16 protein-coding genes and 1 pseudogene are annotated in these 19,476 nt (G+C 63.2%); 9 read left to right on the top strand and 8 right to left on the bottom strand.

Annotated features, from left to right (window positions below):
• Positions 1-7: 7 nt before the first annotated feature.
• A complete protein-coding gene (locus QFZ94_RS05405) occupies positions 8-829 on the bottom strand; it encodes a hypothetical protein (protein ID WP_429455822.1) in 822 nt (273 codons plus the stop codon).
• Between the two features lie 633 nt (positions 830-1,462).
• Here QFZ94_RS05405 and QFZ94_RS05400 point away from each other — a divergent pair.
• Positions 1,463-2,425, top strand: coding sequence for a response regulator (locus tag QFZ94_RS05400; protein ID WP_368582307.1), 963 nt, complete (start codon positions 1,463-1,465; stop codon positions 2,423-2,425).
• Between the two features lie 43 nt (positions 2,426-2,468).
• On the opposite strand, the gene QFZ94_RS05395 is transcribed toward QFZ94_RS05400, so the two are convergent.
• Together QFZ94_RS05395 and QFZ94_RS05390 are read right to left on the bottom strand one after the other, a co-directional pair.
• Entirely contained in the window at positions 2,469-3,461 is a 993-nt protein-coding gene (locus tag QFZ94_RS05395) for an alpha/beta hydrolase (RefSeq protein WP_429455821.1), read from the bottom strand.
• Positions 3,454-3,990, bottom strand: coding sequence for a thioesterase family protein (locus QFZ94_RS05390; protein ID WP_429455820.1), 537 nt, complete (start codon positions 3,988-3,990; stop codon positions 3,454-3,456). The genes QFZ94_RS05395 and QFZ94_RS05390 overlap by 8 nt, the downstream gene beginning before the upstream one ends.
• Before the next feature lie 261 nt (positions 3,991-4,251).
• Between QFZ94_RS05390 and QFZ94_RS05385 the strand changes: the two genes are divergently transcribed.
• The gene (locus tag QFZ94_RS05385; RefSeq protein ID WP_429455819.1) at positions 4,252-4,563 is read left to right on the top strand and encodes a hypothetical protein; all 312 of its coding nucleotides are present in this window, start codon (positions 4,252-4,254) and stop codon (positions 4,561-4,563) included.
• Between the two features lie 16 nt (positions 4,564-4,579).
• Here the strand turns inward: QFZ94_RS05385 and QFZ94_RS05380 are convergent, their stop codons facing one another.
• The 4 genes from QFZ94_RS05380 to phnC all read right to left on the bottom strand — a co-directional run bounded on the left by QFZ94_RS05380 (position 4,580) and on the right by phnC (position 8,461).
• Positions 4,580-5,416: an EamA family transporter gene (locus tag QFZ94_RS05380; protein WP_429455818.1), complete on the bottom strand. Its 837-nt coding sequence runs from the start codon at positions 5,414-5,416 to the stop codon at positions 4,580-4,582.
• Positions 5,417-5,670: 254 nt separating this feature from the next.
• Entirely contained in the window at positions 5,671-6,510 is an 840-nt protein-coding gene (gene phnE, locus QFZ94_RS05375) for a phosphonate ABC transporter, permease protein PhnE (RefSeq protein WP_429455817.1), read from the bottom strand.
• Positions 6,507-7,484: a phosphonate ABC transporter substrate-binding protein gene (phnD, locus tag QFZ94_RS05370; RefSeq protein ID WP_410849488.1), complete on the bottom strand. Its 978-nt coding sequence runs from the start codon at positions 7,482-7,484 to the stop codon at positions 6,507-6,509. The genes phnE and phnD overlap by 4 nt, the downstream gene beginning before the upstream one ends.
• A 59-nt stretch (positions 7,485-7,543) precedes the next feature.
• Positions 7,544-8,461 (bottom strand): phosphonate ABC transporter ATP-binding protein, encoded by a 918-nt coding sequence (phnC, locus tag QFZ94_RS05365; RefSeq protein ID WP_429455816.1) that lies wholly within the window; start codon positions 8,459-8,461, stop codon positions 7,544-7,546.
• Between the two features lie 484 nt (positions 8,462-8,945).
• Here phnC and QFZ94_RS05360 point away from each other — a divergent pair, with 484 nt between their 5' ends.
• From QFZ94_RS05360 to QFZ94_RS05345, 4 genes are all read left to right on the top strand, one after another.
• A complete protein-coding gene (locus QFZ94_RS05360; protein WP_429455271.1) occupies positions 8,946-9,980 on the top strand; it encodes an IS630 family transposase in 1,035 nt (344 codons plus the stop codon).
• Between the two features lie 101 nt (positions 9,981-10,081).
• On the top strand, positions 10,082-10,531 hold the full coding sequence (locus QFZ94_RS05355; RefSeq protein ID WP_429455815.1) for a hypothetical protein: 450 nt from the start codon (positions 10,082-10,084) through the stop codon (positions 10,529-10,531).
• Positions 10,528-11,142, top strand: coding sequence for a hypothetical protein (locus tag QFZ94_RS05350; protein WP_429455814.1), 615 nt, complete (start codon positions 10,528-10,530; stop codon positions 11,140-11,142). Before QFZ94_RS05355 ends, QFZ94_RS05350 begins: the two co-directional genes overlap by 4 nt.
• Complete coding sequence (locus QFZ94_RS05345; RefSeq protein ID WP_429455813.1) at positions 11,139-11,852, top strand: hypothetical protein; 714 nt, start codon at positions 11,139-11,141, stop codon at positions 11,850-11,852. Before QFZ94_RS05350 ends, QFZ94_RS05345 begins: the two co-directional genes overlap by 4 nt.
• 154 nt (positions 11,853-12,006) lie before the next feature.
• Here QFZ94_RS05345 and QFZ94_RS05340 read toward each other — a convergent pair.
• Positions 12,007-12,185: pseudogene (locus tag QFZ94_RS05340) on the bottom strand (integrase core domain-containing protein); the annotation flags it as partial.
• Positions 12,186-12,498: 313 nt separating this feature from the next.
• Between QFZ94_RS05340 and QFZ94_RS05335 the strand changes: the two are divergent.
• From QFZ94_RS05335 to QFZ94_RS05325, 3 genes are all read left to right on the top strand, one after another.
• The gene (locus tag QFZ94_RS05335) at positions 12,499-13,536 is read left to right on the top strand and encodes a M14 family zinc carboxypeptidase (protein ID WP_368582318.1); all 1,038 of its coding nucleotides are present in this window, start codon (positions 12,499-12,501) and stop codon (positions 13,534-13,536) included.
• Positions 13,533-14,405, top strand: coding sequence for an alpha/beta fold hydrolase (locus QFZ94_RS05330; protein WP_429455812.1), 873 nt, complete (start codon positions 13,533-13,535; stop codon positions 14,403-14,405). The genes QFZ94_RS05335 and QFZ94_RS05330 overlap by 4 nt, the downstream gene beginning before the upstream one ends.
• 198 nt (positions 14,406-14,603) lie before the next feature.
• Positions 14,604-19,442: an NAD-glutamate dehydrogenase gene (locus QFZ94_RS05325; RefSeq protein WP_429455811.1), complete on the top strand. Its 4,839-nt coding sequence runs from the start codon at positions 14,604-14,606 to the stop codon at positions 19,440-19,442.
• The last annotated feature ends 34 nt before the right edge of the window (positions 19,443-19,476 follow it).

Below are 19,476 nucleotides of genomic sequence, written 5' to 3'. Positions count from 1 at the left end.
GCTTCGCTCAGGGTTTGTTGAGGATCGGCGGCTCAGCCGGGGGCTGAGTGGGTCCCTGAGTTGGTCCCACTTTCGACGATTCCCGCACGAGCTTATCGGTCATCGCCGACGCGACCGGATTCGTACTGCCACGGCCGACACTCGGGCCAGGTCCGGGGCCGTTGTCAGACGGCAGCGGCACGGTGACGCCAGACGGCATCGGCAGCGAGGGGTCGGGTTTCGCCGATTCCTTGACCAGCTGATCCGTCAGCATCGCGGCGACGGGGTTGGCGCCGTTCGGGTGCGTGTCGTCGCGCCGTCGGCCTTGGGTCGTCTGGTCGATGCGCGGCCCGTACTGTGGCCTCGATTGGGCTCTTTGCTGTGCGTACGACTGCTGTCTCGAGCGCTCGCGCGCGACCGCGACCGGATTGCCCGCAGCCGGCGCTGCGTTGTCGATGCGGCCGCTGGCGGTCTGGCCGGCATCGGGCGTGACGCTCGGCGCGGGGGCGGCCGCGGTTGCGGGCAGGGATTGGGCGGGAGCGGGTGCCAGAGCTTGCGCCTGAGCCGGTGCCGGTGCCGGAGCAGCCGACTCCGTCCGCGGGGGCGCCGATTGCGGCGTGATCGGGGCGTTGTTCGCGATGTCCGCGCGCGGCGCTTGCGGCGGGCTCACCGGTTGCGCCGGCCTCATACTGCCGCCAATCGCATGCGCCGCGTCCGTCTGCGGTTGCGATTCCACCGTGCCGGTGACGCTGCGAGTCACCTGACCGGTCACGGCCGGCACCTGATCGTCCCTAGGGTACAGCAGATAGCCGGCGACGCCCGCATCGATCACGAGCAGTCCGACTATCATCATCTTCCCGGTATTCGTCATATCTAAGCAACAACCATTAAACAACTGCGATTGACTGATGATAAACGACCATTTCCCCATCGACGCTTCTCGTCCGCATATTGCGGCGCATCATGATGGCAGATGTCTGATCGGACCTGGCACCGAGCGGCGCACGCCTGCCGTTATAGGTGTTTGCCGGCACGAGGGAAGCGGGCATTTTTTCGGTGTGCCGCGGTTTTCTTTTCGATCAATCAGTCGCGCCGCTTTTACGCGATAGGTGCCTGCGGGAAAGCGATTTAAGTTGTGCCGCCAATGCCCGGAGCCTGTACTATACGAACCATTGCAGACGACCGGCAGCCACCGTTCGATTATCCGGCGTGTAAATGTGACTTGCAGCGACTGGCTCGCAGTGCACATGCCGGAAGGCCCGCCCGGCTGCGCCATCCGAGACGCGCGAACAGCGTCGATCGCGGCGACGGCAGGCGGCGACCGGAAGTAGCGACAAGAACCCATTGATCATGCGGACCCGCGGGCGAGACATCGACCGGCATACCTTGGGCAGTCGCTTTGCGAAACGCCAGATCTACGAATCGACCGACCGACCGGTCGGTCTCGGGGGCGTTCGCGGCGGCGTGGGAAACACGTGAAGATATGAACAACTTTATTCGACCTCCCGTTTTTTATCCGTCCACGGTGGTTTTCGTCGACGACAACGACAGCTACCTCGACGCGCTTCGCCGGTTTTTTCCGGGCACCTACACGAACCTGTTTTTCACGCGGCCGCAAGCGGCTCTCAACTATATCCGCCAGCACGCGCGCGAAAATTCGCTCGAATTCGCGGCGGCATCGGCGTGTCTGAGCGAGCCGGGCGTCGAGCGCTTCGTCGAAACCTCGGCGGAACGCGATATCGTCGCGCGGCCGTCGCGCTTCGAGGAAGTCGCGGCGGTCGTCGTCGACTACGACATGCCGGGCATCGGGGGCGTCGAATTCCTGTCGTCGATCTCGCATCTGCGTTGCGCAAAGGTGTTGCTCACCGGCGTCGCCGATGAAACCGTCGCGGTGAAAGCGTTCAACGCCGGCATCGTCGACCTGTACCTGCGCAAGACCGACGCGGATTCGGCCAACCGCCTCACCCATTTCCTGAAGGACGCGAAGAGCCGCCATTGCGGGGAGTCGGGCTGGCTCGCGCTCGGCGAAAACGGCATGACCTACTGCGATCCGCGCACCCGCAAGGTGATCGACGAAGTGGTGGCCGCGCAGGGCATCGTCGAGTATTACTGGCGCCCCGAGCAGAACGTGATCCTGATGTTCGACGCCGCCGGCAACCCGAGCATATTCGTCGCGTGGGCGGAGAACGACTGGATCTCGCAGGGTGAAATCGTCGCCGACGAGGGTGGTCCGTCCGACCTGCTGCGCCAGCTCGCCACGCGCGAGGTGATGCCGTTGTTCTGGCCGGACCTCGCGTATCGTTCCGGCATGAAGTTCCGGTCGCTGACGCCGCAAAGCATTCCCGGCTGGGACGACGCGTTCTTCGGCTGGACCCGCATCGAGCCGGGCGAGGTCGGCCTCGATCTGGTCACGTTCGCGCAGTGGCGCGCTGACCGCAATCGCTGAACCGCCCGGTAGCGCACTAGGCGCACCGGTTAGTGTCGCTGCGCTAATGACGTGCGCGTCCGCGGAGAAAATCGCATACGGCCTTGTGCATGGCCTGCACGCCGGGGCTCGTTTCGAGCGCGCGCCAGCATCCATGCACGAGCCCCATGCCGATCAGCAGCCGGGCATCTCCACCAGCCACGCGAATCCGCTCGACGAACACGCGCGCGTCGTCGCGTAGCGGGTCGTGCTCGGCGCCGAATGCCAGCGTCGGCGGCAGTCCGTCGAAGCGGGTTGCGGCGAGCGGGATCGTCCATGCGGGGCCGGGCGTGCGGTCGCCGTTTTCTTCGCGTCTTTCTCCACTGTTTGCCCCGCTGGTCCCCCAGTACGCGTTGCGAAACTTGTGCACGTCCGCGAGCGTCAGCATCGGCGCATCGGCCTCGGTGTCGCGCGCGGGAGATTGCGGCTCGGTGCCGAGCATCGGATAAACCAGCGCGATGCCGCGCACTCCGCTCACGCCGTCGTCGCGCAAGCGCAGCGCGACGCTTGCCGCGAGCGTGCCGCCGGCGCTATCGCCGGCGAGTTGCAATCCGGCGTGGTCGGGCAGATCGAACGGCAGGCGGTTGTTCAACGCGGCGCGCGTGATCTCGAGGCAGTCCTCGTGCGCGGCCGGCGCGCGATGCTCAGGCGCGAGCCGGTAGTCGACCGCGATCACGTCGAGGCCGGTGTCCGCGGCGAGGCGAGCGGTCACCATCTGATGACTGTTCAGCGAGCCGAGCACGAAACCGCCACCATGAAAATACAGCACCGTGCCGCGGATCGCCCCGGATTCGCTTGCTTTCGCTCGATGCCGGTAGAGCCGAAGCGGGATCGCATGGCCCGCGTCGGTGCGAAAGCTTGCGTCCTGGGTGGTGAGTTCGCTGGGCAGGGGTGGCGTCAGCGTGGCAGCGTAGCGGTCGTACAGATCGCGCTGCTCGCGCGGCGTCATCGCCGCGTGATGCGACGGATAGAGCGCACTGGCCCGTTCGATAAACGCGGCGATTTCCGGCTCAAGCATGGTCACTCCGTTCGGGCAGTGTTTCCCGTTGCGTTGCGCAGGGCAATGCGATCACACGTCCGGCGAAACGCGCCGGCGGCAATGCCGCATGGGCTTGCGCGAGTTCATGGATGCGCGCTTCGACGTCCGGATCGAAAGCGACGCCACGCGGTCCGCTGGTATCGACGTGCAGCAGCATCTGCTCGCCAGCGGCGACCGGGCCGCTGCGTTGGCTTTGCGTCGCGTCCAGCGCAAACATTTCGAAGTAGACATGCATACGTTTCGCGTCGTAGCCGAGCACGCGCATGTCGACACCCACCGGCGTGCCTTGTTTGATTTCATGCAGATAGTTGACATGCGCTTCGAGCGTGTAGATCGATCGATGCCGCTCTTTGCGCACCGCATCGTGCAGGCCGATCAGATCGATCAGCTCGTCGGTCGCGAGACTGAAGATCAGCAGGTAGAACGCGTCGCGCATGTGGCCGTTGTAGTCGACCCATTCGGCGCGCACGCTGTCGCGGTAAGACGGCAGGGCAACGGGATGCGACATGAGGGTCTATCTCCTCGATCGAATGCGATGGCTGTGGCGCGTCGTTTGGCGTCATCAGTGTAGTTCATCGCGATGCCGCCGCGCCGGAACGTGTTGGCCTCGAATTGTGGTCGCTTTGGCAACAGTGAATTCATGGTTCAGGGCTTACTGCGTGGCCTGACCGCCTCCTAAACTGGCTTCGCTGCTGCGGATGGCCGATAGCCGATGGTCGCACAAGGCTCCGCGGCAATCGGATGAAGCCGTCTCTGGAGGTTGGAAATCATGAAGTCCATCAGGTCGCTGATCGAAGCAGCGGTTATCGCCGCTGTCATTTCCGTGCCGTTCGCGGCGTTTGCGCAGTCGAATCAGGCCAATCAGCCGCCCTCGCGCGCACAGGCGCACGATCCGTCCAACCCGAATGCGATCGACTATCCGGCCCATCTCCAGGCGGCTAAAGCAAAGGTCGCGGCGCAAAACCAGGCAGCCCAGAATAGCGGCGACGGTGCGCCGTCGAATGGTCCGTCGCAGCGCAGCGGCCGGACCAATTTCGCGCCGACTTCGTATTCCGTGCCGGTGGTGAATTACACGCGTTGATTACGCCGGGTTCTCATCAAATCCGTATCAACACCGCCCCGAGCGTCACGAGCACACACGCCACGATGCGTCGCGCGGTGAGCTTCTCGCGCATGAAGATGCAGCCGATCAACACCGCGAAGATCGAACTCAACTCGCGCAACGCGGAAACCATCGCGATCGGCAGATAGCGGTACGCCTCGATGATCAGGCAATACGCGCCGAGCGCGATCACGCCCGACGCGATGCCCTTCACCACCACCGCGCGGCCGATGAACAGCCCCTTTGCGCCGCCGCGCCAATGCCACGCAAGCAGGAACTGCGGAATGTTCCAGACCAGGTAGACCCACATGATGTAGCTGAGGGCATTGCCCGCGACGCGCGCGCCGACGCCGTCGACGACCGAGTACGTCGCGATGAACAGCCCCGTCAGCAGCGCGAACGGCACGCTCTCGCCGGAAAAGCGCATGCCCCGCCGAAACGCGAGCGAGACGATGCGGCACGACACGAGCGCGACGCCGAGCGCGGCGAGCGGCTTCAGCACTTCGCCCGCGAACACGAGCGCGCCGACGAACACCAGCATCGGCGAAAGACCGCGCGCGATCGGATAGATCTGGCCGAAATCGCCGCTTTTATATGCGCGAATCAGCGCGAGCAGATAGCCCCATTCGAGCACCGCCGACGCAACGATATACGGCCACGCGGCCGGTGCCGGCAGCGGCAGCACCAGCACGCCGATCGAGCTGACCGCGAGATACGGCATCGCCATCATGCCGAGCAGCCAGACGCGGTCTTCGGACACATGCAAGAACGCGTTCCAGGTTGCGTGAAGCAGTGCGGAGAACAGCACCAGCAGGACGACAAAGGGTTCCATCGACAGCGGGATCGGACGAAGAGAGCAAGGAAAGGCCGCAGGGCGGTCGCGAGCCCGTGATTATTCCAGCAGAACGCGGGAATGGCGGAGTGGATGACCGATGCGCAGGGGCTTTGTGGCAGGAAAACGGCGTTTTACGGCGCGCAGCATCGAGTGCAGATGACGCGGCAAAAAAGAAACGGGCGAAGCGGCAGCGCGCTTCGCCCGTGCTGTTCGTTTTGAATCGACCGGTCCGTGTCCCGCGCGCGCCGTACTCAGATCACCCGCTCACGCAGCCACGCCGAGCCCAGATCGATCACGGTCACGACGACGATCACCATGATCATCACGGCGGCCGTCTGCGCATAGTTGAACGAGCGGATCGCCTCGTACAGCACGACGCCGATGCCGCCCGCGCCGACCATGCCGACCACCATCGCCGAGCGCACGTTCGACTCGAAGCGATACAGCGCGTACGAAATCCACAGCGGCAGCACTTGCGGCAGCACCGCATAGACGATTTCGTCGAGGCGCGTCGCGCCGGTTGCGCGCACGCCTTCGGCTGGGCGCGGATCGATTGCCTCGACCGCTTCGGCGAACAGCTTGGCGAGCACGCCCGTGGTATGCACCCACAGCGCGAGCACGCCGGCGAACGGCCCGAGGCCGACCGCGACGATGAACAGCATCGCGAAGACAATTTCATTGATCGCGCGGCACGCGTCCATCAGGCGGCGCACCGGTTGCAGTACCCATTGCGGCGCGAGATTGTGCGAGGACATCAGGCCAAAAGGCACCGCGCAGACGAGCGAAAGCGCGGTACCCCAGATCGCGACCGCCAGCGTCACGTACATCTCGTGCACGTAGGTGCGCCACTCGGTGAAGTCGGGCGGAAAGAAGTCCGCCGCGAACTCGCCCATGTTGGCGGAGTCGCTGAGCAGATCGAGCGGACGCATGTCGGCGCCGTGCCAAGCGCCGCCGAGCACCGCGAGCACCGCGATCCAGCCGAGCAACGACCACCAGCCGCGCTTGCCGGCACGAACTTTTGCTTGCGCCGCCTGCGCCGCGGCCGCTTCGCTCGGGCGCGCCGGCGACACGCTCAGATCGGCCGTGTTCATTGCTTCGGCTGTGCGGCGCCGAGCGCGCTCAGCTTCGCGTCGAGCGCGGCCAATTGCGTCTTGCGGTCGCTATCGGACAGATGCGTATCGTTCTCGATCTTCTGCTTTTGCTGGAACAGCACGATCTGGCGGATCGGCAGCAGTTGCTGATCCGACGATGCCGAGAAGCCGCTGTATCCGGTGATGGCGGCCATCACCGCTTTTTCGTGCGGATCGGTCTTCGCGTAGTTCAGGAAGAATGTGCGCAGCTTGTCCTTCGTCGCTTGAGGCAGATCCTTGCGCCACACGAGCGGGTCCGACGGAATCAGCGGCGAGGTCCACAACACCCGCACCTGCGCGAACTTGTCCGGATGCTGTTGCTTGAGCGTGTCCATCATCTCGCTGTTGTTGGTCGCGATGTCGATCTTGTTGTTGACGACGGCCAGAAGATTCGCCTCATGGCTCGACGGCAGCACGGTCTTGAACGACGTCTTGACCGGCGCATTATGCTTCGCGAACAGGTAGTAGCCCGGCACCAGCGTGCCTGAGGTCGAGTTCGGATCGCCGAAGCCGAGCGTGACGCTCTTCGTGTCCTTGAACACGTCGTCGAGCGTCTTGAAGCGGCTGTTCACATTGGTGATCAGCAGCGAGTAGTAGCCACTTTGGCCGTCCGCGTGCTCGACTTTCGCAAATACTTCGCCATTCGAACGATCGACCGCTTCGATCGCCGACGCATTGCCGAAATAGCCGACCTGCACCTTGTTGAAGCGCATGCCTTCGATGATGCCCGCGTAATCGGTCGCGAAGAACGCCTTCACGTCCAGTCCGGTCTGTTTCTTCATGTCATCGATCAGCGGTTCCCAGCGTTGCTTGAGCACCGCCGACGAATCGGTCGAGATGATGCCGAGGTTGATGTCCTCGGCGTGGGCCGCGGCGACACAGGTGAAAGCGGCAGCGCCGGCCGCGAGCGTGATCAGGGAGCGCAGGAGTTTCATCGGTTGAGGTCCGGTTGAGTGGATGGAGAGCAACAACAGCGCGCGACGGCGTGCGCGGTTCAGTTCGACGGCGCGGCATTCAGCGCGAATGCGTAGCGCGCGGCGGCGGGGCCGGTGTCCGGCCGCGCGGGCGCGGCGGGCGCGGCGGGGGTGTCGGGCGCGTCATGAGTGTCGTCGGCGTCGTGCGCCGCGTCGTCGAACAGTTCGCGCGCATCGTCGCCGTAGAGTTTCTTTAGCCGCGCCGGCGTGAGCGCATTGGAAGGGCCGTCGTAGACCACCTTGCCGCGACGCAGTGCGACCGTGCGCGGGCAGTACTGCATCGCGATGTCGACCTGGTGCAGCGACACCAATACCGTGATCCGATGCTCGACGTTCAGCGCTTGCAGCATGTCCATCACGCGACGCGACGACTCGGGATCGAGCGACGCGATCGGCTCGTCGGCGAGCACGATTTGCGCGCGCTGCACCAGCGCCCGCGCGAGCGCGGCCCGTTGCTGCTGACCGCCCGACAGGTTCGACGCCCGCTCGCGCGCATGCTCGCCGATGCCGACCTCGTGCAGCGCGGCCAGCGACAACGCGCGCTCCGCACGAGGGAAGCGGCCGGAGAGACGCCGCCACCACGGCAGGCGCGCGAGCGCGCCGATCAGCACGTTGGTTTCGACCGACAGCCGGTTCACCAGATTGAACTGCTGGAACACGAAGCCGATGTCGCGGCGAATGCTGCGCACTTCACGCACGATGCGGCCGTTCTGCTGGATCGGCCGGCCGAGAATCTCGATCTGCGACGGCTGCGCGTCCGACGCGGTAAAGCCCGCGATATGCCGCAGCAACGTCGATTTTCCCGAGCCCGACGCGCCGATCAGCGCGACCATTTCACCGGGCGCGACGCGCAGATCGATTTCGTCGAGCGCTTTGCGGCCGTTGCCGAACGTTTTGCTCAAACGTTCGATTCGAATAGCTTCCCGGATCGCTTCCATCTGTATTCCCTCGATGCATCCGGACACTGCCGGCATGTGTGAGGCTCATTCTAGAAAGCGACTGTGACGGTTGAGTGAAGGCATCGCAACGTCTAGACGACTACATGTTTCTGTGTCGAATTTCCGCGGTGTCATGTGTCGTCAGGATGGCAGAACTAAGTCAGCTTGAAGTCAATGATTTGAACGGAGAGTGACATACGGATGACATGATTCGCGTGCAGACGGGCGTGCTCGCGCGTGTTGACACTTGGAGAGGCAACATTGTGTCGTTTGCCGTCGTCCTTAATGTTCCCGATACACGGGTCGCGCCGTCATGTCGGCTCCTTTGATCGGGGGTTTCCAGGCCGCCTATTTTTCATCCTCCGCCAGCAGGAATATGCAATAGAAATCGAGATATCCGACACAGTCGTAAATAGTTGTCAAAACGGGCTTATCCCGATTTACTGACCGGTGCACCAAATACTGCCCTGTGCGTTAGAGAGGTATGAATACGCAAACTGATGCAAGGAAGCTGGGCGAGGCAACGCAGGCGCACCTGAGGAAGATGGTGGTGCAAGCGGTGCGTAGCGGCATGACGCGAGTGGAAGCGGCTCGAACGTATGGCGTTAGCCTGCGTGCGGTGGGCAACTGGATGAAGTTGGCACGAGAGGGTGGCTTGAGGGCACTGAGGTCCGGCAAGCGTGGCCGTCGGCACGGAAGCGGCCACCTGACTCATCCACAAGCCGTGAAAATGCGCAAGCTTATCATCGAGCGCATGCCCGACCAGCTTGCGCTGCCGTTCTACCTGTGGACCCGCGAATCGGTGGCAAAGCTGATTGAGCGCGAGTGCGGCGTGAAAGTGTCGAAGTGGACGGCGGGCCGATACCTCAAGGCATGGGGCATGACCGCCCAGAAACCTGTTCGACGCGCGTACGAGAGAAAGGACGAGGAAATCGAGCGCTGGCTGAACGAGGACTATCCGGGCATTGCGAAAGAGGCGAAGCAGGAAGGGGCAACCATCTATTGGGGCGACGAAATGGGCTTGCGCAGCGACCACGTGAGCGGTACCAGCTTTGCCCTGAAGGGCGAAACGCCGGTCGTCAGGGCGACCGGAAAGCGCTTCGGCTGCAACATGATTTCTGCGATCACGAATCGTGGAGAACTGAGCTTTATGGTCTTCGAAGGGACGTTCAAAAACGCGACCTTCATCGATTTCCTGAAACGCCTGCTCAAGCAGGCCACGCGCATGATCTACCTGATCGTCGATGGGCATCCTGTGCACCGGTCCAAAGCAGTCAAGCGGTACGTCGCCGATAACGCTGCACATCTGCGCCTGATCCGGTTGCCGGGGTATTGCCCCGAGCTCAATCCTGACGAGCTGCTCAACCAGGACGTCAAAACCAACGCGCTCGGCAAAAGCCGACCGGCGACCAAGGCGGAACTGATCGGCGCGATCCGGCGACACCTGCATCGCCGACAGAAGGAGCCTCACATGATTCGCAACCTCTTTAAAGAAAAACATGTCCGGTACGCAGCCTGAGAAGAGGCACTATTTGATGCACCAGTCAGTAAAGCGGTTGACCGTGCTCCGCTTCGATGATTAATTCGCGAGGTATCGCCTGAAAACTCTTGAGGAGAGTAATGGAGCAACTGAAACAGCAAAGCAGTGGGACGGATTGGACAGTGGAGGAAGAATGCGACCTTTGCCGTATCACCTATTCGATCTACTCAAACTTCCCGCCGATGCCGTTGGCACGGGCCTTGAACGCTGAAACCGGCGAGTTCTTTCCGTTTGACAAGGTTCGTAAAATGAAATCCGGTTATGCCATGACCGAAGCTCTGGGTTATGCATGGGCGTGCAACTGTCGAGGACGCAAGGCAGCGCCGAAATTTGAGGAACTCGAGCAATATTTCGAGCTTGTTGACGCGAAGACCAACGCTCCCGTCGAAGGGATGACCTATAGGCTATCGAGCGATGGTCAATGTCTTGTCGACGACGCAACGCTGGCAGGCGGGAGAACGCGCGCGTTCTCATTGAAGCGGCATCCGAATCTGACCTTCGTGGCGTGGCGTGAGGGGGATGTGCGATGAGCGGCGCAATCAGCCAGGAGGTACGATTGCTTGCCGCGATCGCTTACGGGGAGGCATCCACGGCCAACGACCCGCATGAAATCGGAGGAATTGCGTTTGCCGTGGCAAATCGGTGTCGCGCATGGGGCGGAAAGACGGTGTCCGAGTTGCGCGCCGCAGACCCGAACTATTCCTACGCATGGGATGGCTCCAACGCTAGATTCAACAAATTGATGCGTGCCACTGACAGTGAAATTGAACCGAATCCTGGGATGAAGCTGGCTGTCGATTGGGCTCAAAAGGCATTGGCCAACGATGGACCGGACCCGTCGAACGGTGCATTCTGGTGGGACGGGCTCGACTTCAAGACCAGGTACGCGAGCCGTCCCAAGGTGCTAGACGGGTTCAAATGGGGCTGCCCATCTGACAATATTTTCGGTGTGCCAGAGAAGCGGCGCGAAGTCATCAAGTATTGGAGAGTCCGTAATAAGAAGACTGGGCAAATCGTCGACGGCGGCGAACGCGGCCGCTACGATTCGGTATGGGTTTCGACGGCCGCTCGCGGTGGCACCGTATTTTGGCGGCACAACCCAGATTACCTGAAAGCTACCGGAGCAAAGGCATACCGATGAAATCCACCGTGATGCTGATGGCGGCTCTGGCCGCCATGTCGAGCAATGCGCATGCGGTCCGATCTTACGACAGTTACGATGCGTTCTATTCCGCCCAGTCGGACGTGGTGTTTGGTGCCCCGATCAAGCAACCTGCCGGGCATCTCCACCTTTATTCAGATCTCGGGGGGCGGGGGAGTTACACGGAACTGAGATCCACTCTGGACGGAAGGGCTGTGCGAATCGAGGTTGCAGAGAATCGCATAACGGTCAATGGCAAAAGCTATCGCTTTGCGCGCGCAACGACGTTTCCGGATGAGTATGCAATAGACATTTATCCGGGCAACGCTCAGGTGTTCTTGGCGGGAGGGACGAGAAATCGTCCTCCGCTTCTGTGTATGGAAGGGTACGGCAGTGGTTCAGGCGAAGCTGACCGGCACCAGCAGATATTCCTTTTGGTGAACCCTCTAGCTCGTAAGCCGACATTCTTGCATCTGCCAAGTCTGCTTTCGTCATGTCTGGCTGTAGTGGCGACGAAGGACGGTAAGCTTGCCTTTCCGAAGAACAGTTACCTGTTCGATGATGCACAAGAATCCCGCGTTGGATTGTTAGTGTCGTACTACACGTTTGAGAATCAGCGCTTTGTCCCGGTCCCGGCTCTAAACCAACTTCGGCTCAAATTTGCGCAGTCAGAGATACCGTTTCAATTTTCGGTCCAAGACAAGAACTAAGCGACCGACCATCTCCCCTCACGCCGGCTCACTTACAGAGCCGGTACGGGGTTGCCTATCTGAGGACTGTCACTCGGAGATGATGTGAGCATTCTACGATGGTGAACCGCTTTGGTTTTCGGGACATGTAGCATGTGTTAGTGTCTGGCGTTTCTTCCGTCAGAGATTCGAACCAGTGCAGGTTCAGGCATTCGTCCCGGAATGAGCCGTTGAACGTTTGGATGAAGCTGTGTTATCCGTCGGTTTGGCTGCACGGCTGAAGTCGATCTGTACCTTGTAGTGGTACGCCCACATGTCCAGCAGACGACCAGAGAACTCGCTGCCGTTGTCGGCGCTTTCCGGGAAGTCCAGTCAATTCCGTGCTTCCGAGTCTGGCTAACTGTGCGTTAGTCCAACGAGTTTCGTTTCCCGGCACGCGCGAGTCGATGTTTACGAATTCACGGGGTGCGTCAGCTGCGTCAAGCGTTTGCATCTGCTTATCTCCTTGTCTTTAACCGCGGCGCAGCCCACGCATCGACGCGGCGCTACACCTCGATCCTACGCAACTGCCGATCGGCTGGACGCTCCCGCCTAATGACACACAGCCAGGCTATAGTGCGTCTTTTCCGGCCGCCCTTAAAAATCCCGACACCCCGGTCACGCCGTCATGCCGACTCCTTTGAGCTTCCTTCCGGACAGTTTTGCCGAATATGAAGATCTCAAGTCAATCCTCGACCAGGGCAAGGCGAGCTTCGAAATCCGCGCGATCTGCGAAACCGAAGTACGCGGCCGGCGCTTTTCCATCTACACCGCAAGCATCGGTTCATCCGATCCGCTCGCGCCGGCCATTGGCTTTTTCGGCGGCATTCACGGGCTCGAGCGAATCGGCTCGCAACTCGTGCTCGACTATATGCGCTCGCTGCTCGCGCGGCTCGAATGGGACGAACTGCTGGTGCGTGAATTGCAGTCCATCCGGTTGATCTTCTTGCCGATCGCAAATCCCGGCGGCATGTGGGCCGCGACGCGCGCCAATCCGCGCGGTGTCGACCTGATGCGCAACGCACCGCAAAACGCCGACGCTCGTGTGCCTCTGCTTGCGGGGGGCCAGCGTGTCGGCGCGTGGTTGCCCTGGTATCGCGGCCGCGCGGGCGAGCCGATGGAAGTCGAGGCGGCCGCGCTGCTGCAAGTAGTGGAAACGCAACTCGCCGCGCGGCCGCTGAGCATCGCGCTCGATTGCCATTCCGGCTACGGCTGGAGCGACAGCATCTGGTTTCCGTACGCGCGAACCCGCCAGCAGATGCCGCATCTGCCCGAAATGTACATGCTGAAGAGCATGTTCGAACACGCGCATCCGCATCACGGCTACACCTTCGAGCCGCAAAGCCATCAGTATCTGCTGCACGGCGATCTGTGGGACTACGCGTACGACCGTACGCCGGTGCCGAACATCTTCCTGCCGATGACGCTCGAACTCGGTTCGTGGCTGTGGATCAAGAAAAACCCGCGCCAGTTGTTTTCGCGGCAGGGTATGTTCAATCCGGTCATGGAGCATCGCACCGCGCGCGTGCTGCGGCGGCACGCGAACCTGTTCGACTTCCTCGCGCGCGCGGCGTTTTCGTCGCAGCGCTGGCTGCCGCAAGGCAACCAGCGCGAGCGGTTGCTGCAAAGCGCGCTCGACCACTGGTACAGGCCGGATCGCGAATGAGCACATGGATCCTGCTGCGCGGACTGACGCGCGAAACGCGGCATTGGGGGCGCCTGCCGGCGACGTTGCGCGAAACCCTGAGCCAGATCCCGGACGATAGCCTGTCCGATCCGACGACAACCGCGACTTCCACCGCAACGACCGCGACCGGCGTCCGTTTGCTGCTGCTCGATCTGCCCGGCAACGGTGAATACGTGCGGCGGCGCGCGCCCGCGAGCGTCACGGGCATCGTCGCCTTCGTGCGGCAGGCGGCGCGCGAAACGGGCGTGCCGGGCCCCTACAACGTGATCGCGATGTCGCTCGGCGGCATGGTCGCGACCGACTGGGCGCAGCGTCATCCCGGCGAAATCGAACGGCTGGTGCTGATCAATACGAGCATGCGGCCATTCAGCCGCATGCATGAGCGGCTGCGGCCGTCGGCGTGGCTGGGTCTGCTCGGCGTCGCCGCCCACTGGAGCGATGCGGCCGATGCCGAGAGCGGCATCCATCGCCTCACGTGCAACAACCTCGACACCTTGGGCGCGGATCTCGCCGCTTGGACCACGATCCGCCGCAGCGCACCGGTGAGCCGCGCGAATGCGCTGCGGCAATTGTGGGCGGCCGCCCGCTTTAGCGCGGCGCCCGCCGCGCCGGGGGGTGCACTGCTGATTTTGTCGTCGGCGGCCGATGGGCTCGTCAACCCGGTCTGTTCGGCGAAGCTCGCGGCGGCGTGGGGCGCGCCGCATCGCGAGCATCCGTGGGCCGGCCACGATGTGCCGCATGACGATCCCGCGTGGACCGCCGCGCAGATTCGCGCGTGGCTCACTCGGCGCGCCGAAGACGGCGATGCGGCGGCGCCGGGACCCGCACCGGCCAGGTCCGCGCGTTGAGCCGCGCAAGGCATTGCCGCGCCGCAGCGACGCGACCCTTTCCAACCCAACTGTGACGATTCTTCGACGACCCGTCAGCGGGTATTACCTGACTTCGCGAAACGGACGCATCGCACACGGCAGGCGCATAATTCCAAGTCAGACGTTGCCTGCGAATCACGCGATACTCACCATTGCCGCCAGCCAGGGGAGTCGATCATGCAAGCAAAGAACGAAGAAGCCGTCACGCACCTGCTGAACGATGTCGTCGAATTTGCGCGGGGGCGGTTGCCGGAACCGACCTTCAATATCGTCGAACCCTTCCTGCGGCATTACTACGATTTCGTCGACGCAGGCGATCTGCAAAGCCGCTCGATCGCCGATCTGTACGGCGCGGCGCTCGCCCACTGGCAGACCGCGCAGCGCTTCGTGCCGGGCGAGCAACGGCTGCGCGTATACAACCCGATCCTCGAACAGCATGGCTGGCACTCCGATCACACGGTGATCGAGATCGTCAACGACGACATGCCGTTCCTCGTCGATTCGGTCTCGATGACGGTCAACCGCCATCGGCTCGCGCTGCATTCGGTCGTGCATCCGGTGTTTCGGATCTGGCGCGCGGCGGACGGCAGCATCGCGCGCGTGAGCCAGGGCGCCGAAGAAGCCGGCGATACGCGCTCGCATCTGACCTCGTGCATCCATTTCGAAGTCGATCGTTGTGGCGATGCCGCAAAACTCGATGCGTTGCGCGACGATATCGCCCGCGTGCTCGGCGACGTGCGCGCGGCGGTCGAAGATTGGCCGAAGATCATCGAACGCGCGAAGCAGACGATTCAGGATATGAAGGCGCGCGAGACCGGTCCCGAGGGCGTCGAAGCGCGTGCGTTCGTCGAATGGATGGTCGCCGATCATTTCACGTTCCTCGGCCAGCGCGATTACGAACTGGTGCAGCTTGATGGCGGCTATGGTTTGCGGGCGGTGGCGGGCTCCGGTCTCGGCATTCTGCGCGATGCACAGGGGGCGGGCGGCGCGCCGGAAGTTACGCCGTTGCCGCCGGCGGCTGCGGAGATCATCTCCGGCTCGTCGCCAATCTTCCTCACCAAGGCCAATTCGCGCGCCACGGTGCACCGGCCGGGCTATCTCGACTATGTCGGCATCAAGCTGAGCGGCGCCGATGGCAAGGTGACGGGCGAGCGGCGCTTCATCGGCCTGTATACGTCGACCGCTTATTTCGTGTCGGCCGCTGAGATTCCGATCGTGCGGCGCAAATGCGCGAATATCGTCAGACGTGCCGCATTCCTGCCGAAAGGTCATCTGGCGAAATCGCTGGTCACGGTGCTGGAAACCTATCCGCGCGACGAATTGTTCCAGGCCGACGAAGACCAGTTATACGACACCACCCTCGGCGTGCTGCGTTTGCAGGAGCATCAGCGCACGCGGCTGTTCGTGCGGCGCGATCGCTTCGATCGCTTCGTGTCGTGCCTCGTGTTCGTATCGCGCGACAAGTACAACACCGATCTGCGGCAACGCATCGCGAACCTGCTCGCCGACGCATTCAATGGTGAGAACGTCGAATTCACGCCGCTGCTGTCGGAGTCGACGCTCGCGCGAATTCATTTCGTCGTCCATGCCAAAGCCGGTGGCATGCCGAGCGTCGATACGCGCGAGCTCGAAGCGCGCCTCGTGCAGGTCGCGCGGCGCTGGCAGGACGATCTGGCCGACGCATTGCTCGACGCGTACGGCGAAGAGCAGGGCAACCGTTTGCTGCAGCACTACGCCGATTCGTTTCCGGCCGGCTATCGCGACGACTATCCGGCGCGTACGGCGGTGCGCGATATCGAACTGATCGAGCGCGTGCAAGGCAGCGAGCGGCTCGCAATGAACCTCTACCGGCCGATCGAATCGGGACCGCGGGCGTTCCGCTTCAAGGTGTATCGCGCGGGCATGCCGATCGCGCTGTCGCGCAGCTTGCCGATGCTCGAACATCTGGGCGTGCGCGTCGACGAGGAGCGGCCTTATCTGATCGAGGCGCCGGGTGCGATGCCCGCGTGGATCCACGACTTCGGCCTCGAACTCGCGGACGATACCGAGTTTGACATCGAGCGGGTCAAGGATCTGTTCGAGCAGGCGTTCGAGCAGGTGTGGACCGGCACGATCGAAAGCGACGACTTCAACCGCCTCGTGCTGCGCGCGCAGCTCAATGCGCGCGAGGTGACGATCCTGCGCGCGTACGCGAAGTACTTGCGCCAGGTCGGATCGACGTTCAGCGACGCGTATATCGAACGCGCGGTGACCGGCAATCCGGCGATTGCGCGCATGCTCGTCGACCTGTTCGTCGCGCGCTTCGATCCGGCGCTCGGCGCGGTACGCGAGGCCCGCGTCAACGCCTGTCTGGAATCGATCGACAGCGCACTCGACCAGGTGCCGAATCTCGACGAAGACCGCATCCTGCGGCAGTTCCTCGGCGTGATCAAGGCGACCAAGCGCACCAACTACTACCGCCATGACGCTCAGGGGCAATCGAAGCCGTACCTGTCGTTCAAGTTCGATCCCGCGCAGGTGCCCGGCCTGCCCGAACCGAAGCCGATGTTCGAGATCTGGGTCTATTCGCCGCGCGTCGAGGGCGTGCATCTGCGAGGTGGGCGCGTCGCGCGCGGCGGCCTGCGCTGGTCGGATCGGCGCGAGGATTTCCGCACGGAAGTGCTCGGCCTGATGAAGGCGCAGATGGTGAAGAACGTCGTGATCGTACCGGTGGGCTCGAAGGGCGGCTTCGTCGTCAAGAATCCGCCGCCGCAGAGCGAGCGCGATGCGTGGATGCGCGAAGGTGTGACGTGCTATCAGACCTTCCTGCGCGGCTTGCTCGACGTAACCGACAACCTGGCGGGCACCGACGTCGTGCCGCCGCCCGACGTGGTGCGGCACGACCCCGACGACCCGTATCTGGTCGTCGCCGCCGACAAGGGCACGGCCACGTTCTCCGATTACGCGAATGCAATCTCGCAGGAATACGGTTTCTGGCTCGACGACGCGTTCGCGTCGGGCGGCTCGGTCGGCTATGACCACAAGAAAATGGGCATCACCGCGCGCGGCGCGTGGGAGTCGGTCAAGCGGCACTTCCGCGAAATGGGCATCGACACGCAGAGCCAGGACTTCACGGTGGTCGGTGTCGGCGACATGTCGGGCGACGTGTTCGGCAACGGCATGCTGCTGTCTCCGCATATCAAGCTGCTCGCCGCGTTCGATCACCGCCATATCTTCCTCGATCCGAATCCCGATCCCGCCGCGAGCATGGCGGAGCGCGCGCGGCTCTTCATGCTCGACCGCTCCAGTTGGGCGGATTACGACCCGTCGCTGATCTCGGCTGGCGGCGGCGTGTTCCCGCGCAGCGCGAAGACGATTCCGCTGTCGCCGGCGGTGCAGGCGGCGCTCGGCACCAGCGCGGCGGCGCTGTCGCCGGCCGAGCTGATGCGGGTGATTCTGCAGGCGCCGGTCGATCTGCTTTATAACGGCGGCATCGGCACCTACGTGAAGGCGAGCCGCGAGACCAACCAGCAGGCGGGCGATCGTGCGAACGATGCGATCCGCGTGAACGGTGCCGACCTGCGCTGCAAGGTGGTGGCCGAGGGCGGCAATCTCGGCTTGACGCAACTCGGCCGCATCGAGTTCGCGCAGCACGGCGGCCGCATCAATACCGATGCGATCGATAATTCCGCCGGCGTCGATTGCTCGGATCACGAGGTCAACATCAAGATTCTGCTGGGTCTCGTCGTCGCCGATGGTGAGATGACGGAGAAGCAGCGCAATGCGCTGCTTGCGGAAATGACCGATGAAGTCGGTCTGTTGGTGCTGACGGACAACTACTATCAGACCCAGGCTTTGTCGATCGCGGGCCGCTTCGGCGTCGAGCTGCTCGATGCCGAAACCCGTTTGATGCGCTATCTGGAGAAGGCTGGGCGGCTCAATCGCGTGATCGAGTTTCTGCCCACCGACGAAGACGTCGCCGAGCGCGCGGCCGCGAAGCAGGGACTGACGACACCCGAACGCGCGGTGCTGCTCGCGTACAGCAAGATGTGGCTCTATGACGCGCTGCTCGAATCGTCGATGCCGGAGGACCCGCTCGTTAGCGGCATGTTGATCGAGTACTTCCCGAAGCCGCTGCGGCAGCGTTTCCGCGAGCCGATGCAGCGCCATCCGCTGCGCCGTGAAATCCTCGCGACGCATCTGACCAATGCGCTCGTGAATCGCGTCGGCTGCGAGTTCGTGCATCGGCTGATGGAGGAGACCGATGCGCAGCCCGGCGACATCGTGCGCGCGTGCATCATGGCGCGCGACGTGTTCGATCTCGATCAGATCTGGCGCAGCATCGACGCGCTCGACAACCGCGTCGCGGACGACGTGCAGGCGCGCATGTTCGCGGAGGTCGCGCGGCTCGTCGAACGTTCGGCGCTGTGGTTCCTGCGGCATCTGCAAACGGGCGCGGCCAACGGCGACGTGAGCGGCCTGCTCGCGCGCTGTCGCGATGCCGCGCAGCGTCTCGCGCCGCAATGGCCGGCGCTGTTGCCGGCCGCGGATCTCGAAGCATTGTCGGAGCGGCAGCGGGCGTTCGTCGATGCGGGTGTCGATAGCGATCTCGCGGTGCGAATCGCGAGCGGCGAGGTGTCGGCCGCGCTGCTCGATATCGCCGAAGTCGCGTCGACATGCGAGCGCAATCTGGAACAGGTCGCGGGCGTCTACTTCGCGCTCGGCACGCTGCTGAACTACAGCTGGATCAGCGAGCGCGCCGCTTCGTTGCCGGCGCCGACGCACTGGGACATGCTCGCGCGCGCATCGGCGCTCGCCGAACTCGCCCGCCTCAAGCGCGCGCTGACCACGAGCGCGTTGGCTGGCGCGACCGATGCGTCGACGCCCGATTCGCTGGTGCAAACGTGGCGCGAGAAACGCGCGGCGCAGCTCGAGCGTTATACGCGCTTGCTGACCGATTTGCGTGCGACGGGTGGCGCGAGTCTTTCGGTGCTGCTGGTGGTCGTGCGGGAGATGGCCGCGCTCGAGCGGGCGTGAGCCGCGCGAATGGTGGAAAGGGCGCTTGGGGTGC

Source organism: Paraburkholderia sp. JPY465 (genome assembly GCF_050436725.1).
Taxonomy (GTDB): domain Bacteria; phylum Pseudomonadota; class Gammaproteobacteria; order Burkholderiales; family Burkholderiaceae; genus Paraburkholderia; species Paraburkholderia youngii.
The sequence above is the reverse complement of the archived record's forward strand: the minus strand, read 5'-3'. Positions and strand labels throughout refer to the sequence as shown.

Excerpts from the sequence above, each read along its gene's own strand:
- QFZ94_RS05355 (WP_429455815.1), top strand. The coding sequence starts at position 10,082 with ATGGAGCAACTGAAACAGCAAAGCAGTGGGACGGATTGGACAGTGGAG.
- QFZ94_RS05405 (WP_429455822.1), bottom strand. The coding sequence starts at position 829 with ATGATAGTCGGACTGCTCGTGATCGATGCGGGCGTCGCCGGCTATCTG.
- QFZ94_RS05325 (WP_429455811.1), top strand. The coding sequence starts at position 14,604 with ATGCAAGCAAAGAACGAAGAAGCCGTCACGCACCTGCTGAACGATGTC.
- QFZ94_RS05350 (WP_429455814.1), top strand. The coding sequence starts at position 10,528 with ATGAGCGGCGCAATCAGCCAGGAGGTACGATTGCTTGCCGCGATCGCT.
- phnE (WP_429455817.1), bottom strand. The coding sequence starts at position 6,510 with ATGAACACGGCCGATCTGAGCGTGTCGCCGGCGCGCCCGAGCGAAGCG.
- QFZ94_RS05345 (WP_429455813.1), top strand. The coding sequence starts at position 11,139 with ATGAAATCCACCGTGATGCTGATGGCGGCTCTGGCCGCCATGTCGAGC.
- QFZ94_RS05380 (WP_429455818.1), bottom strand. The coding sequence starts at position 5,416 with ATGGAACCCTTTGTCGTCCTGCTGGTGCTGTTCTCCGCACTGCTTCAC.
- QFZ94_RS05330 (WP_429455812.1), top strand. The coding sequence starts at position 13,533 with ATGAGCACATGGATCCTGCTGCGCGGACTGACGCGCGAAACGCGGCAT.
- QFZ94_RS05395 (WP_429455821.1), bottom strand. The coding sequence starts at position 3,461 with ATGCTTGAGCCGGAAATCGCCGCGTTTATCGAACGGGCCAGTGCGCTC.
- QFZ94_RS05385 (WP_429455819.1), top strand. The coding sequence starts at position 4,252 with ATGAAGTCCATCAGGTCGCTGATCGAAGCAGCGGTTATCGCCGCTGTC.
- QFZ94_RS05390 (WP_429455820.1), bottom strand. The coding sequence starts at position 3,990 with ATGTCGCATCCCGTTGCCCTGCCGTCTTACCGCGACAGCGTGCGCGCC.
- phnC (WP_429455816.1), bottom strand. The coding sequence starts at position 8,461 with ATGGAAGCGATCCGGGAAGCTATTCGAATCGAACGTTTGAGCAAAACG.
- QFZ94_RS05335 (WP_368582318.1), top strand. The coding sequence starts at position 12,499 with ATGCCGACTCCTTTGAGCTTCCTTCCGGACAGTTTTGCCGAATATGAA.
- phnD (WP_410849488.1), bottom strand. The coding sequence starts at position 7,484 with ATGAAACTCCTGCGCTCCCTGATCACGCTCGCGGCCGGCGCTGCCGCT.
- QFZ94_RS05360 (WP_429455271.1), top strand. The coding sequence starts at position 8,946 with ATGAATACGCAAACTGATGCAAGGAAGCTGGGCGAGGCAACGCAGGCG.
- QFZ94_RS05400 (WP_368582307.1), top strand. The coding sequence starts at position 1,463 with ATGAACAACTTTATTCGACCTCCCGTTTTTTATCCGTCCACGGTGGTT.